Genomic DNA, 14,982 nt, shown 5'->3' on the forward strand with positions numbered 1-14,982 from the left:
TATTCGTTATTTCCTATTATGCGGTTCGCTTCAGGGTTACAGCTATCATCCGTGGAGGTCGTTGTGTCTAATTCTATAATAAGCACTCTTAAGAAGAAGGTCTCAAAGAAAACGTGGGACAACTGGTTCTCCACATTTGAATTGAAAGAAGTCGAAGATGAGAAAGTGGTTTTCTCTGTTGCCAATCTATTCATAAAGGATTGGCTCCAGACAAAATACGGAGGAGTCATTTCCGATTCAATATCAAGTATCCTTGGAAAGAAAATGCCTTTCGAAATAATCTACAAAAGCAAAGAGACCCCCTCGGAGGAGCAAAGCGATTCAAGAGTTTCCGGTTCTCTGTTGAAAAGAAAGCCGCTGATGATTTCCAACCTAAACCCGGAATACACATTCAGCAATTTCGTTGTCGGGAGCGAGAATAAGGCGCTCTACCAAGTTGCGCTTGATGTTGCCCAGAATCCGGGCAAATATAATCCCTTCTTCGTATACGGAGATGTTGGGCTGGGTAAGACACATCTCCTGCAGGCAATCGCTCAAGAGACGATGAACAGTTTTCCCGACAAGAAGGTGCTATACATAACAAGCGAGCAGTTTATGAACGACATGATCCAGTCTATTAAAGAAAACAACATTCAGAAATTCAGAGACCACTACAGAAAGAAATCCGACATTCTGTTGATCGACGATATCCAGTTTCTAATTGGGAAGAAAGGAGTTCAAAACGAGTTCTTTCATTCATTTAATGAGCTTCACGATTCGGGAAAGCAGTTGATAATATGCTCTGATAGAAATCCTGAGGAGCTTGATACTTTCCATAGCAGACTCAAATCAAGATTCCAGATGGGNNATGTCGATCCAGGAGCCCCAGCCTTCTACGAGATTTCATATTGCTAAACAGCTTGCTCAGAGAGAGTCCGTTTCACTTCCGGACGATGTGGCGAAAGTTTTGGCCGACAATATCGACGGAAACTTAAGAAGACTTAGAGGCGCAATCATAAAGTTGATAGTTCACAGCAGTGTTTTCAGATCACAGATAGACCTTTCTCTGGCAACTCAAATACTTCAGTCTTTTACGGGATCAGTGAATGTTCCTGTATCTCAGAGACCGATAGACCAGATCTATGCTGCTATTGAGAAGATTATGAAAGTTACCAGAAAGGAGATTGAATCGGGAAGTCGAAGTAAAGATATAGTTCTTGCCAGACAGCTGACAATGTACATTCTGAAAAACCACTTCGGCAAACAAGTAACGGAGATAGCAAGGGAAACCGGTAAGCAGCACTCAACAGTGATTCACTCTCTGAAGAAGATTGATAAAAGCGTCATGATGGGTAAGGGTGCCACAAAGCTCTTGTTTGATGACATTATCGGGATGCTCTCTTCGAATTCCGCTGCCGTTTGACCTCTTGGACCTGAATCAGAAATGAGTTACGTGATTTTCGGAAAATAGCCGATAAAAGTAATCCGAATATTTCATTCAGGAAATCTCTCGGGTTGTGATGCGAGGGATAATTTCTTAACAAGCTTTTTATGGATGGGAGGTATCGATGAAATACACGATTAGCGTTTCGATTTTCTTGGCTCTCGCTATGGTGATAATCGGAGTAGTATTCAACTGGCAAGTCAATAGGCCTGAGAAGATTCCACAGATCAATTCACAACCATTTGGCAATCTGGAAGATGGAGTGTATGTTGGACGAGAAGGTTACGTTGGACTTGAGGTTGAAATACTGGATGGGAGGATAATTGAGATAAGAATTGTTCAGAATCGTTCAGACAGGTATGCTAGAAGTGCAGAAGCCTTAACCGAAAGAATTGTTGAAGCTCAGAGTCTCGATGTAGATGTGATTACCGGAGCCACAGCGACAAGTGAGTCAATTGTTGCAGCGGTAAAGGCGGCAATAGGCGGAATCGAAGATTAGATCACCGTTCATGAAGAACAGATAGATTCCAAAGCAAAAAGCCGATATAGTGCGCTGCATCGTCTTACGTGTTTTGTAAAGAATATGAATACCACTTCATATTATTATATTATTGCAATTACATGCTAGCAGGCTCAAATAAACTGATAATCGGATTGTTGAATTCTCCGGAAATCTTCCATTGACTATCAATTCCCGTCAAGAAGATCATACTCTCGCCGCTCTTTGAATACTTCTCTTCCCCAGATGAATAGTCGAGAGTGAAGGACACAGTCATTGTTGCTTCTCGGGAGTCTCTTTCAACTCTATCTACTTCAACAGTGTAACTAATGCCATCGTAGAGTTCGAAGAAGTCCGCATAGAAGGAGGCAACGGTGTCTTTTGGAAGCGTTCTTCCTAATGGACTTCCCGAAGTGGCGATCCAAATCTCTTCTGCGTAGAGCTCAAGAATTCTGTCTTCCCTGCCCCTGTTGATCTCGCGCTCCAGCCTCGCAATCAAGCTGTCGGGTCTTGCCAGTATATATCCAACGCAACCAGAAGTGAGAATCATAGAGATAATCATCACCACTGTAGCAAAAAAGGCTCTTCTCCTTATCATATCGTCACCCCCCGCTCATCTTCTTCTCTTAATAATAACAGATTTGCTTATCCAAGAATCTTTCAAAAGAATAAGTGAACCTACAAAGAGGAGGATCTTAACTATCTGCTTTTCCCGAACAAAAACCTCTATCCAAAGTCCTATCATTGAAGGAGTATGATGGTTTACAGAGGGGGATTGCATTGAAAAGAATCAGTCTTGTGTATTTCGTTCTGGCTCTCTTGATAACTACTTTCCTATCTGCGACATATTTGAGTTTTAGAGGTAGTTTTGAACGGATAGTAGTTGATAGAAACGGTATTAGACGTGGCGACGCTTTCACAGTTAAGGTTCCTGATTCGCTTTTCGGAAGGCCTTCCTTAACATACGTGAGAGGAGCAACCCTGGAAAGCTTGTCAGCCGATCGAGGGTATACTCAATACTCTTTCGTTGCTGACGATAGCGACGCGGTAGTTGTTATTTCGTTTCAAGGACTATTCAAAGCACGTAAGACTGTCTCTCTAGAGTTCGAGGATTTCATCGATATCAATTCAGATGGCTTCCCCGACAATCTAGTGCTTGATTTGGAAGATACAGAGAACTTCAGAACTTGGTTTGTGAATATTTCAGCTTATCAGGTTATTGAGTTTTCCAGCAGGTGGAGCTCTCAAGAGCGGGATTGCAGCGGGCTAATAAGATTCGCAGCTAGAGAGGCTCTCAAAAGGCATGATGAACAGTGGTTTCTTGATTCGGGTATTGACAAAGAGCTTTGGTACGAAAAGACAGGAATAGACTTGCAAGCGGTACCTGACGTTAAGAAGTACAACTACCCGGATATACCAATTCTGAAGAATAGAATCTTCATCAGTAACACCGGAGAATTCACTTATTTTGCCGATGCTTACAACCTGATTCGTAGTAGTATGGTATTTGAGGGAAGAGATCTCAGCGTTGCAAGACCTGGAGATATAATCTTTTTTCACCACCCCTCTCCATCAACTTTTCACTCGATGATATACACTGGCGATGGGTTGATCTATCATACCGGACCTCTTTCCGAAAGTGATTCAGGTGTTCTGAAGCTCTGGAGAATAGATGATTATTTACGAACGATGCCTTATCAATGGTTGCCAATATACAACAACGAAAACTATCTCGGGGTATATTCCTTCAAGTTTCTACCCCGCAAGTGATGGAGAGTGAAGGCAATGAGAAGAATCTTGGTGTTTCTTATTATTCTGTTATTCACAGGTTTAACGGCACTTGCTTTTCAAATTCAGCAGTACGGTTATGAGCTTAGATCATCTTTCGTAGAGTTGTACTCTATGGACTATCCACCTACCATATACACAGACGACAAGGATAGCTACATCGATATCAAGATTTATGATTTGGACGAGCAGGATCTTACTGGGGCGATCACCATCGGGGATGTCGGAATCTCCGGCGATCCACTCTACGCTTTCAGGCAGACAGTAAAGGAGAAACAAAGGATATACTTGCCCGAGAAAGCTCTAATGGGCCTAAGACTGATTGTTGTTTCGTCGCAGTCAGGAAGTGCCAAACTGATGACAAGCTATCGTATGGTTGGAGCTCAGCTGCTTGCTTATGAAGATGGAGCGATGATGAGACTCTGGAAAAAGGAAGATTCCAGCTTCATTGACAGCTTCTCCCTTTACAGACTCATAGACGGGGAGTTATTGGGACGGACAGAAAATGGAGTGTTCGTTTTTGACTATCTTCCCACGACAGGAGATGCAATACTTGTTCAATCTGCCAATGGATCGATCCTGTGGAGGCCGGGCGAGTATGATTACTATTTCTCGTCTCGAAACATCTCTCTGATATTCACTGATCGACCGGCATACAAAGCCGGTGAAGTTGTTAATTTCAGAGCTTTCATAAGGGAGATAACATCTTCGGGCTATCAAATACCTAGAACTAATTCTGTAGAAGTTGAAATAGTAGATCCATTAAACAGGAGCGTCTTCACTGAAGAGTTGAGCCCGGATAACCTTGGCTCTGTTAGTGGTACGTTCCGAACATACTCCGAAATCACCAGGGGATCCTACAGGATTATCATCCGGTGGGAAGGAAACGAGGACTACTATTACTTCCAGATTGCCGACTACAAAAAGCCTACGTTCTTCACAACAGCGGAATCTGCATCAAAGGCATTCAGAAAGGGAGAGGCAGTTACAATCAACGTTTTGTCCGAGTACTACTTCGGAGATCCCGTCTCGCTTGGCAAAGTAGACTACACGATATACAAGGGCAGTCAGTATATTGACAATGGATCTGCGAGACTTGATGGCCTGGGTAAAGCGGTGATTGGCTACTCTGAAGAGCTTGAGAGCGGTTCATACTACGCGGTTATTACTGTCTCAGACGATACCGGTATGCAGTCACGAAGTACGGTTGACTTCAAGGTAGTACAGGGAACATTCGACTTCAATGTTGACTACAGATTCACCGATAAAGAAGCACTCGTGAAAATCGAAACAAGATTGAACAACGATACACTTGTTTCCAAGGCATTTGAGATGAAGGCGTGGTATGAAGAACCTGTAATTCTAATGGACGAAGGAAAACAGGTTGAGAAGAAGCTTAAGATCAACATTTTCAGGGAAGAACTTTCCACTGACAGTGGTGGAAGGGCAGAGATTCTGATCAATCTTAGGGACGTCCCGCCGGATACGGTTGTGTATTTCGAGGCCAACGGGGCTCCTTCAAATGAACCGGAAGTGGTTAACAGATATTCAGTCTATACTAGTGGGTACTATGACTACTACGGGTCTATTCTGGTGGATTCAGTTGAGTCTGCTGCTCCTGGCTCCAAGGCAAGAGTATCATTCTATACATCATCTCCAATGGATCTTTGGGTCATTGGTGATTTTTCGGGTGAATTCAAGCAGTTTCCTTTCAGTTCTACGGAGGGCAAGAACACTATCGAAATAGAGATCCCCGAGAACTATGGTTACGAGAACTTCATGCTCTTTATCGTTGGATATAAGAACTATCAGATTATTCAGTCAAGAGTCATCGAAGTTGAGACTGCTTCAAGAGATCTTTCAATCAATGTGCTTACTCAGGATAGATATGAACCTGGCGATACCGTCAATATGAAGCTGCAGGTCCTCGATGATGAAGGGAATCCCGCCGTTGTAGGACTGACGGTTTCAGTAGTATCTCAGGCAATGCTTTCTCTCTTTGAAGGCGATTCCGATCGGTGGAAGGAATCACTGGGCAGTCCCTTCAACAGGGGTTTCAACACTATAAGCATAAACGACCTGTATTATTCTGCCTACCCGTCAATAGCCAAGCTAGGAGATCTACTGGAATCTCAACCACCCGCGGCCGAATCTAAGGTGATTGGTGGTGCTCCTTTCGGGATGGGCGATCGTGGTGGAAATGGTGAAAGCTTGACTTCGGACGTGAGAGCCAGGAAACTTTTCAGCGACAGCGCCTTCTGGTCTGTTGGAACTTTCACCGATGAGAGCGGCTTTGCAGAACTGTCGTTTGTTGTGCCGGAAGATCTCGATACATGGACTGTCAGAACTCTTGCGGCCGACTTTTCGGGAGATTTCAGCTACGAGAAGTCTAGTTTCGAGACTTGGAAGCCCATGACCGTTAGCAGTTTCCTTCCGGAGTTTCTGATCGCTGGCGATACAGTGAATCTAGTCTTTTCCGTGAAGAATAATCTTGACACTCGTATGCCTGTCATCACCGGTTTCTATGTTGATGATGAAGTCATTGAGGAGAAGGGAGCAACTATTGACGCCTTCGGAAGTCTTTCCTTCAGCTATCAGATGGTTCTAAGAGATCTCTTGCCTTCGGAGAAGGAAGAGAGTCTCAGAGTTAAGTTTGTTGTTGAAGGAAGTCGCGGCTCCGACGGTGTTGAATACGAAATTCCTTTGAAGCCAAGGTACTCATATATCCGATTTGGCGACCTTGACTTTCTTGAAGGAAATAGAGTAATTGAATTTATGGAAGACTCAATTGGTAGTGTTACCATCTCTTCCACAATTGATCCAATTCTTCTTGAAGCAATAAGGTATCTGGTAGATTATCCCTATGGCTGTGTGGAACAGACAATGAGTAGGCTTCTTCCAGCATTGGCGGCTTCTCAACTACTTGCAGGTGCCGATGAGTCTTTTGCAGACAAAGTCTCGGTTGTAGTTGGCGATGGTCTTGAACGCCTCTTTGGCTATCAGCACTACGACGGAGGTTGGGGTTGGTGGAAAGATGACCAGAGCACTCCATTCATGACGTCTTACGTGATGTTAGGTCTATATCTTGCCACAGAAAACGGTTACGATATAAATAGGGATGTAATCGCGATGGGGTACTCGGCATTGAAGAGTCTTAACAGAGACAAGCCGGATCCTTTCCTTCAGTATGTCATTACACTGTTCAGCAGGAAACTGCGAGACCCGATAAGCTCAATCGTAGATTATAAGAATGATGTTGCTTCGATCGTTTTGACCGCGCTGACATACGAGACTCTAAACATGGACGCCAAGGCGGTTGCACTTTTTGAGGAGGCCATGGAGTATGTCGACCTAGGCGCATCTGACGTTATCTCGGGTAGCAGTTTCAACTATTTCTTTGACGATACGGTTACTCTCTCTTTCCTTCTGAAAGCTGCGGTAGATCTAGATGTACCTTCTGCAACAGTTGCAGAAATTTCCAAAAGACTCCTGAAGATGGGAAACGGCAGTTATTGGTATAGAACATCATCGACCGCTATGGCTATTCTCTCACTTTCATCAGTTAGCAGCTCGCTTTCAAAGGATGCGGAAGTTGAAGTGGTTTTTGAAGACGGGGATGTAGTCTTCGAAGGCGGGTTGGAGGATTCAATAACAATACCGATTACTGGAAAGACGATTGTTATTGAAAGCTCTGAAATGGTAGCGGTATCGATTAACGGAGAAACGGCAGTTAGGTCAGAGGAAATCAAAGCCGAAAACGCGGGTCTGATTGTCGAAAGGGTTCTGAGAAGAAAGGTAGCCGTGCCCATGGATGATACTCACGTTCTCACCACACCTCAGATAGACTCGCCTGCCGTAGTTACTTCGATCAGGACGCTGTCGGCTGACGAAGTAGGTTCTCTTGAAATAAGTGCCTCCAAGACTATTGAAGGGATGGTTGTTGCGATAGTAGACGGTGAGCTGAAGCTTTCAAACTTTGGACTCGGTCTCAAGATCTACGAAGGCGATGTTCTCGGTATTAGCAATGGCGAGATAATCGTCAGGTCGGTTGAATACAGTTACTACAATGACGCCACGATGGAGCTTTTCGCTGTTAAGCTTGGTAAACCCGGCCCGATAAGAGTCGGGGAGACGATAGTCTCCGAAGTGAGAATAAGGATTCCCGATACCGTTCCCTATGTTGTGGTCGAAGATATGTTGCCCTCCACAGGAATCTCCGTTGAGGAGAACATTGAGGGTGACACACTCGGATACACAAAATTCTACTATTTTGACTACTACTGGTGGGGATACACCTTCAAGGATGCAAGATACGACCGCATAGCCTTCTTCTTCAATGACGGAGGAGAGTTCGTGACGAAAAGCAGCTGGAGAATTCTCACCAGAGGGGAATTCATTATTCCTCCTGTACAGGCATGGGCAATGTACGATGCAGACTATCGGGCAAACACAGAATCGGTAATGCTGAACGTTGAATGAGAGCACTAGCTATTGTTGTCATTTTGCTACTTCAAGTGACGGTTTTTTGTTTCACAAGCGCGTATGTCTCATGGGAAATGCCAGAGCTTGAAGGCTATAGAAGCTTGCTTGAAAGACTAACGGGAAGATCTGTAAACGGTACCTATATTCTAATTATCGCTTCCTCGGCCGGAGAGTTCTCTGAACTCTCCGGCATAGGTTATTGGTTTCTCGCTGCAGCAACTGGAAACACGATTATTGTGCAGCCGCTTAGTCTAGTTCAGAACCTGCCGCGAACGCTTGCACATGAGATGAGCCATCTCATTCTGAGGGATTACCAACTTCCCTATTGGCTAGAAGAAGGTATTGTCTGTTATATTACGGGTGAGTGGGTTGGTCGAGAAGAAATCATTCTTGACGAGGTCAAGACTCTTGATTACTCGAAGATGGATTTCATGACATATCGTTCGTACAGTTATACTTGTTGGGTAGAAGTATCCAGGCTTCTTCGCAATAGATCTTTTGGAGAATTGATTGCAGAATTTGGAGAAGGAGGTAAACGAAGAATTGAGTGACGGGAAACTGGTTCAGTGGGATCTCACAAGATTGTACGGTTCGCCGGACGATCCCTCCCTGGAAGAAGACATACGAATTCTGATAAGTGAGAGTGATAAGCTTATTAAAGACTTCAAAGGGAGAATTCAGACCGAGAGTGTCAAGGCTAGCGAACTGAAGATAGCTATTGAAAGAGAAGAAGACCTTATGAACCGTTTTTTCAGATTATCGATGTTCTCGTTCTTGAGCCACTCAACAGACTCTAAGGAACCAGCTGTTCAGAAGCTCCTTCGTAAGATAGATGATCTTGAATCGCAACTTGAAAGCAAGCTTCTCTTTCTGAAACTCGAACTTTCGAAAGTCTCCGAGGACTTCTTTAATAGTCTTATGAATTCTACCGAACTAGCAGATTACAGACATCATCTCGATCTCATTCGAACTCAAAGGAAGCACATGCTTTCTGAGCCGGAAGAAAGAATTATGGTTCTAAAAGAGATAACGGGCAAGAAGGCGATTCTGAATCTCTATGATGAATTCACATCGAGTTTTACGTATAGAATTACTACCGGTGCATCGGAAGAGACGCTCACAGAGAGTGAAGTGGAGACTTTAAGAAGAGATCATGATTCGGAGCTTAGAAAGAAGGCCTTTGAAAGCCTCTTTAGAAAGGCGAAGGAAAACAGTATTGTTCTGACCAATCTTTACAATTCTCTTTCCAGAGATTGGGACTTGGAAGCAGACAAGAGGGGATATGATTCCCCTATTTCAATGAGGAACGAACTGAACGAAGTCTCAGATGAGGCAGTGAATTGTATCATCGACGCCACCACCGATGGTTATTCTGTTGTTCACGACTATTACCGACTGAAGGCGATAATTATGGGGAGGGAAGCCCTTCTCCACAGCGATATATATGCTCCTGTTGGAACTTCAGACAGGACATTTGATTGGCAGGAAGCGAAGAAGATGATTCTGGAGGTTATGGGAAACTTTGATCCCCGGATTGAAAGTATAGTTGCTAGATTCTTCGATGAGGATTATATTCATGGATCGATCATGCCGGGAAAGCGAAGTGGAGCTTACTGCGCGTATGCCTCGCCAAGAATGCATCCGTATGTGCTCGTCAATTACAATGGCAAGATGAGTGATGTTTTGACACTGGCACACGAACTAGGCCACGGCCTTCACGGCGTTCTGGCGTCCAAACAGACCCTAGTTAACTATGATACGCCGCTTACAATGGCCGAAACAGCCTCTGTTTTTTCTGAGATGCTTATGACGGACTTTCTTTTGAAGAACATTGAAGAAAGAGAGGAGAAGATCTCTTTTCTGGTCAACAGGATTGAAGAGATATTTGCAACAACCGCAAGGCAGAACATGTTCACCAGGTTCGAGATCTCTGCCCACGAGAAAATGTCAGGCGAGTATCTGGCGTTTGAAGAACTATCCGAGCTTTACTCCAAGGAGCTCAAACTCATGTTTGGGGACACCGTTGATTTTCTCCCGGAAAGCGAGTTCGAATGGGCTCGCATCCCTCACTTCTTTCATACCCCTTTCTATTGTTATGCTTACAACTTCGCCCAGCTTCTCGTAATTTCTTTGTACAGGAAATACCTTGAGGATGGGGCTGTCTTCAGAAGAAAGTATATCGCTTTACTTGAAAGCGGTGGATCGGAATCTCCCAAATCTCTTCTGCAGAAAGTAGGCATAGATGTCTCAGATCCTGTCTTTTGGCAAAAGGGAATTAGTTTTATCAAGGAGAATTTCCTTGATACACTGAGGAAGATGATCTAGACCTGTTCCGATCTCTAGAAAGGGTGTATAATTCCTGTGTCCATTTTGGACTCGGGCATTCTTTCACATTTCTTCACAAGGTAAGCTAGGGGGCAAAAATGGCAAGGGATCTTACTCAAGGGAGCATTCTGAAGAATCTTCTTATAATGTCTGTGCCTACAATGATAGGGTTCAGCGCACAGATGGTTTACGACATTGTAGACATCTTCTGGATTGGGCGCATCTCAGGCGAAGCAATTGCAGGAGTTACGATTTTCACCACTCTTTTTTGGATTGTGGATATTCTCAATTCGATAATCGGGCAGAGCTCAATCTCCTTGATCTCTCAGGGCTTCGGAAAAAAGGACTTCGAAGGAACAAGTAAGGCGATAGAACAGACAATTACTTTCAAGTTCATTGTTGCTCTGATTTCCGCTGTTCTAGTTGCCTCCTTCCTAAAACCATCGCTAGGATTCTTTACTGACGATATGAAAGTAATGAGATCAGCTCTTGATTACGGCTATATCAGACTGTTTTTCCTGCCAATGATGTTTTCGTCTTACTCTGTCAACACGGCTCTCAGATGCATAGGGGACGCAAAGAGTCCAATGTACATAATGATGTTCGCGAGTGTTCTCAATATTTCTCTCGACCCAATAATGATGTTTGAAAAGATTCCGGGGACATCCATTCCCGGATTTGGCCTGGGCGTTTTTGGTGCGGCCGTCGCTACGGTAATCGCTCAATCAGCAGCATTTCTATTGGGATTCTACATTCTTTTCTCAGGAAAGGAAGGCGTAAAACCAAGACTGTCCGGGCTTTTCAGGCTTGATAGAGCTATAGACAAGAAGCTCTTGACTATAGGGCTTCCAACTGGGCTGGAGGGGTTCTTCAGGAACTTGTCAGCTGTAGTAGTTCTGAAGTTCGTTGCCTTCTACGGGACTGCTGCGGTTGCGGCAGTAGGAGTGACGGGGAGGCTTTTTGGACTAGCGTTTATGCCTCTTGTAGGGCTTAGCATGGGCGGCTCTGCGATGGTCGGTCAAAACCTGGGAGCTGACAACGCCGACCGTGCAAGAACCACAGCCAGAACCGCTGCCTTAATCGGGTTCTTTTTCATGTTTTTCTTTGCACTAATAGCCTTCTTTGCAGGCGAGCATGTTATCGCTGTGTTCAATAAGGATCCGGAGATAATTGCTTACGGTGCCAGTTTCCTGAAATACGGCTCACTCGGCATTTCTGTCTTGGCATACGGTTTTGGTCTCTCATCGGTCTTCGGAGGGTCCGGGTACAACTTCCCGTTCGTGGTGGGGAGCGTAGTATCCAGGTGGCTTATTCAAGTGCCAATATTGGTCATTGCAGTGTTCGTGTTGAAGGCCGGCATAGTTTGGGTCTGGCTTTCATATGTATTCTCGGATATTGCAGAGGCTGCGGTGATGGTCTTTTACTATTTAAAGGGTAAGTGGGTGAAGAGAAGGGTCTACTAGCGAAAGTCGAATTCATTCCCAAGTGCTGCAGATGGATGAGTTAGTTATGAATTTCACTAACTGTTTCACTTCGGTCATCTCTGCAGCAAACAAACTTTGGGTGATCTGCTATAATTCAGATGAACGGGTGATTAAGATGTCTGAGGTTTTGTATAGGAAATATAGGCCTAGAAAATTTAGTGAATTGGTTGGGCAGGATCAAGTGAAAGAGATCCTAGGAAGAGCAATAGAGAAGGATTCGGTTTTTCATGCTTACATATTCTCTGGCTCTAGAGGTACCGGGAAGACAACTAGTGCAAGGATCGTCGCCAAAATGCTGAACTGTCTTGCAGAGGATTCTGAGAAGCCTTGCGGTATTTGCGATTCATGCAAAGCGATTGATGCTTCTTCACACATGGATGTCATTGAGCTGGATGCAGCTTCTTACAGAGGCATTGACGAGATCAGGAAAATCCGGGATGCAGTATCGTATAGACCTGTCATGGGCAGATTCAAAGTGTACATAATTGATGAATTCCATATGCTGACCAGGGAAGCTTTCAATGCACTTCTTAAGACTCTTGAAGAACCTCCCGATAAAGTGATTTTTATTCTTGCAACTACCAATCTTGAGAAGGTTCCTGAAACAGTTCTTTCACGATGTCAGATCTTCTATTTCAAACCACTCATCGAAAGAGACATAGCTATTTATCTGGAAAGAATCGCAAAATCTGAAGGTTTGGAATATGACGACAAAGCATTGAGGTTCATTTCGAAAGCCGCACACGGAGGCATGAGAGACGCGGTTAATCTTATGGAGAGAGTTGTCTCTTATTCGGGTGATGTTAGTGAAGAATCTGTTAGAGCTACTCTTGGTATTCTGCCCGAAGAAGTTGTTAAGGAGTTCATTACTGCATTTTCTTCGGGAGAGCCGGCTTCGATATTGAAAATCTCTGAAGAGATCCAGTCTGCAGGATATACTTACGAAGTCTTCCTTGAACAGGTGATCGATACTGTGAAGGATCAGCTGATCGCTGAATCAACTGATGAGCGTTTCAAGCTCTTGCTTTCTTTATGGGAGATCACTAAAGAGCTCAAATTTGCCGAGGATAAGAGAGGAACATTTGAAGTAATGGTCCTTCTGAAGAGTGGTTATGAGAAGTCGGCAGTAGAGAGAATTGGTAAGTCTGAAAACGTAAAAAGCGAAGTTTTTGAAACGAGTGATAAGTCCGAGAAAGCTCCAAAAAGAGACACTGCGGAAGAGAATAGTTTGTCCAAACTTATCGACCATCTTCGAAATAACAACTTCGTTCTGCTCTGGACTCTTCTAAGTCTTTCGAAGATTACTAGAAGCGAATCTGGCGGGGTATTAACTCTGGAAGCGGACAGCAACTATTCTTACGATCTTCTGAAAGATAGACTTGAGTCGCTGAACGGGATTGCAGAAGATTTAATCGGGAAACGATTCCTTCTCTCCAATGAATCAGTTGGAGGCAATCTCTTTGAAGGTCTGGATAAAGATTCTCAGGAATACGTTAACTTTGTGATTTCAAGCTTGGGGCTGAAGGACGACATATATAAAGGAAAGATAAAGATAGACCTTGAGGAGGACTAACAATGGCAAAGAAATTTAGAGGTCTCGGCGGAAAGAACTATGGAGGTTCCAGGAAGGGATCAAACATGAGTGAACTTCTGAAACAGGCTCAGAAAGCACAGGAAGAAATGGAGAGCCTGGAAGAAACCTTCAAGACTTTGGAGGTGACGGCTTCTGCCGGAGGAGGAGCGATAAACGTTGTTGCAACTTGCGACTATCGCATTAAGTCGATCGAGGTCGAGCCTGAGATAAGAGAAGAGGATTTTGAGATTGTTCAAGATTTGATAATTGCGGGGATAAACGAGGCGTTAGCAGAGGTAGCGAAGAGAAGAGATGAAGAAACGGCTAAGGTTACAGGATCGCTCAATCTACCTGACAATATACTTTAGGAGGTGTAAGAGATGTACAAAGTAGCAATTAACGGTTTTGGAAGAATTGGAAGACTTGTTTTTAGAGAGATGGTAAAACGCGGGGATTTCGATGTAGTTGCAATCAATGACCTAACCGATGCAGCTACCCTGGCTCATCTTCTCAAATATGATTCGGTTCACGGGAGATTCAAGGGTTCAGTGGAGGCTAAGGATGGAGCGATTGTTGTAAATGGCAAGGAGGTTAAAGTTTTCGCAGAGAAGAGTCCTGCAAACCTCCCCTGGAAGAACCTTGGCGTTGAACTGGTCATTGAGTCTACAGGCGTCTTCAGAAACAGAGAGAAGACAATGCCCCATATTGAAGCCGGGGCAAAAAAGGTATTGATTACTGCCCCTGCAAAGGGTGAAGTGGATGCGACAATCGTACTTGGTGTCAACGACGATATGCTGAGGCCGGAGATGAAGATTGTCTCTAATGCCTCCTGTACAACTAACTCTATTGCGCCAATAATAAAGATCTTGAACGATAGTTTCAAGATTCAGAAAGGTTATTTGACGACGGTCCATGCTTATACGAACGATCAGAGAATTCTTGATTTGCCTCACAGTGACTTGAGAAGAGCGAGGGCTGCTGCCGCCAATACGATACCCACTTCAACAGGCGCCGCTAAGGCAGTAGGGCTTGTCATTCCTGAACTCAAAGGCAAGCTTGATGGAATAGCTATGAGAGTTCCTGTAACTGACGGTTCAATAACTGATCTAACCGTGGTTCTCGAAAAAGATACAACAGTGGAGGAAGTAAATGCGCTCGTGAAGAAAGCGGCGGAAAACGAACTGAAGGGAATAGTCGAATATACTGAAGAAGAACTCGTTTCCTCGGATATTGTCGGAACAACGGTGTCTTCAGTATTTGACAGCAAGCTTACTGCAGTGATGGGTAATCTTTTGAAAGTTTGCGCTTGGTATGACAATGAATATGGCTATTCTTGCAGGGTAGTCGATCTTGCTGAGAAAATGATGAAGATGTAATTCTCGATTTTTTCTGACGGGGCCTGGAGGCC

At 44.2% G+C, this 14,982-nt stretch carries 12 protein-coding genes; 11 read left to right on the top strand and 1 reads right to left on the bottom strand.

What is annotated here, in order from left to right; all coding sequences use genetic code 11:
- The first annotated feature begins 18 nt into the window (after window positions 1-18).
- The 3 genes from B3N33_RS13050 to B3N33_RS08275 all read left to right on the top strand — a co-directional run bounded on the left by B3N33_RS13050 (window position 19) and on the right by B3N33_RS08275 (window position 1,922).
- Window positions 19-894 (top strand): DnaA ATPase domain-containing protein, encoded by an 876-nt coding sequence (locus B3N33_RS13050; protein ID WP_422655903.1) that lies wholly within the window; start codon window positions 19-21, stop codon window positions 892-894.
- A 52-nt stretch (window positions 895-946) separates the two neighbouring features.
- Window positions 947-1,402, top strand: a complete 456-nt coding sequence (locus B3N33_RS13055) for a helix-turn-helix domain-containing protein (RefSeq protein WP_414674199.1) — start codon at window positions 947-949, stop codon at window positions 1,400-1,402.
- 145 nt (window positions 1,403-1,547) lie between these two features.
- A complete protein-coding gene (locus B3N33_RS08275) occupies window positions 1,548-1,922 on the top strand; it encodes an FMN-binding protein (protein ID WP_292592949.1) in 375 nt (124 codons plus the stop codon).
- A gap of 118 nt (window positions 1,923-2,040) precedes the next feature.
- Here the strand turns inward: B3N33_RS08275 and B3N33_RS08280 are convergent, their stop codons facing one another.
- Entirely contained in the window at window positions 2,041-2,520 is a 480-nt protein-coding gene (locus tag B3N33_RS08280; protein ID WP_214059889.1) for a nuclear transport factor 2 family protein, read from the bottom strand.
- 182 nt (window positions 2,521-2,702) lie between these two features.
- On the opposite strand from B3N33_RS08280, the gene B3N33_RS08285 reads away from it, so the two are divergent.
- The 8 genes from B3N33_RS08285 (at window position 2,703) to gap (ending at window position 14,950) form a co-directional block, all read left to right on the top strand.
- Window positions 2,703-3,692: a DUF1175 domain-containing protein gene (locus B3N33_RS08285; RefSeq protein ID WP_292592952.1), complete on the top strand. Its 990-nt coding sequence runs from the start codon at window positions 2,703-2,705 to the stop codon at window positions 3,690-3,692.
- A gap of 15 nt (window positions 3,693-3,707) precedes the next feature.
- On the top strand, window positions 3,708-8,189 hold the full coding sequence (locus B3N33_RS08290; RefSeq protein WP_292589854.1) for an MG2 domain-containing protein: 4,482 nt from the start codon (window positions 3,708-3,710) through the stop codon (window positions 8,187-8,189).
- Window positions 8,186-8,743 carry a hypothetical protein gene (locus tag B3N33_RS08295; RefSeq protein WP_292592954.1) on the top strand — a complete coding sequence of 186 codons (558 nt, stop codon included), beginning with the start codon at window positions 8,186-8,188 and terminating at the stop codon, window positions 8,741-8,743. The genes B3N33_RS08290 and B3N33_RS08295 overlap by 4 nt, the downstream gene beginning before the upstream one ends.
- The gene (locus tag B3N33_RS08300) at window positions 8,736-10,517 is read left to right on the top strand and encodes a M3 family oligoendopeptidase (protein WP_292589852.1); all 1,782 of its coding nucleotides are present in this window, start codon (window positions 8,736-8,738) and stop codon (window positions 10,515-10,517) included. The genes B3N33_RS08295 and B3N33_RS08300 overlap by 8 nt, the downstream gene beginning before the upstream one ends.
- A 98-nt stretch (window positions 10,518-10,615) precedes the next feature.
- Window positions 10,616-11,980, top strand: coding sequence for an MATE family efflux transporter (locus tag B3N33_RS08305; protein WP_292592956.1), 1,365 nt, complete (start codon window positions 10,616-10,618; stop codon window positions 11,978-11,980).
- Window positions 11,981-12,116: 136 nt separating this feature from the next.
- On the top strand, window positions 12,117-13,574 hold the full coding sequence (gene dnaX / locus B3N33_RS08310; protein ID WP_292592958.1) for a DNA polymerase III subunit gamma/tau: 1,458 nt from the start codon (window positions 12,117-12,119) through the stop codon (window positions 13,572-13,574).
- Between the two features lie 2 nt (window positions 13,575-13,576).
- Window positions 13,577-13,942, top strand: a complete 366-nt coding sequence (locus B3N33_RS08315) for a YbaB/EbfC family nucleoid-associated protein (protein WP_214059979.1) — start codon at window positions 13,577-13,579, stop codon at window positions 13,940-13,942.
- Between the two features lie 12 nt (window positions 13,943-13,954).
- Window positions 13,955-14,950, top strand: coding sequence for a type I glyceraldehyde-3-phosphate dehydrogenase (gap, locus tag B3N33_RS08320; protein ID WP_214079079.1), 996 nt, complete (start codon window positions 13,955-13,957; stop codon window positions 14,948-14,950).
- Window positions 14,951-14,982: the final 32 nt, after the last annotated feature.

This window comes from Mesotoga sp. UBA5825, from assembly GCF_002432955.1.
Lineage (GTDB): Bacteria > Thermotogota > Thermotogae > Petrotogales > Kosmotogaceae > Mesotoga.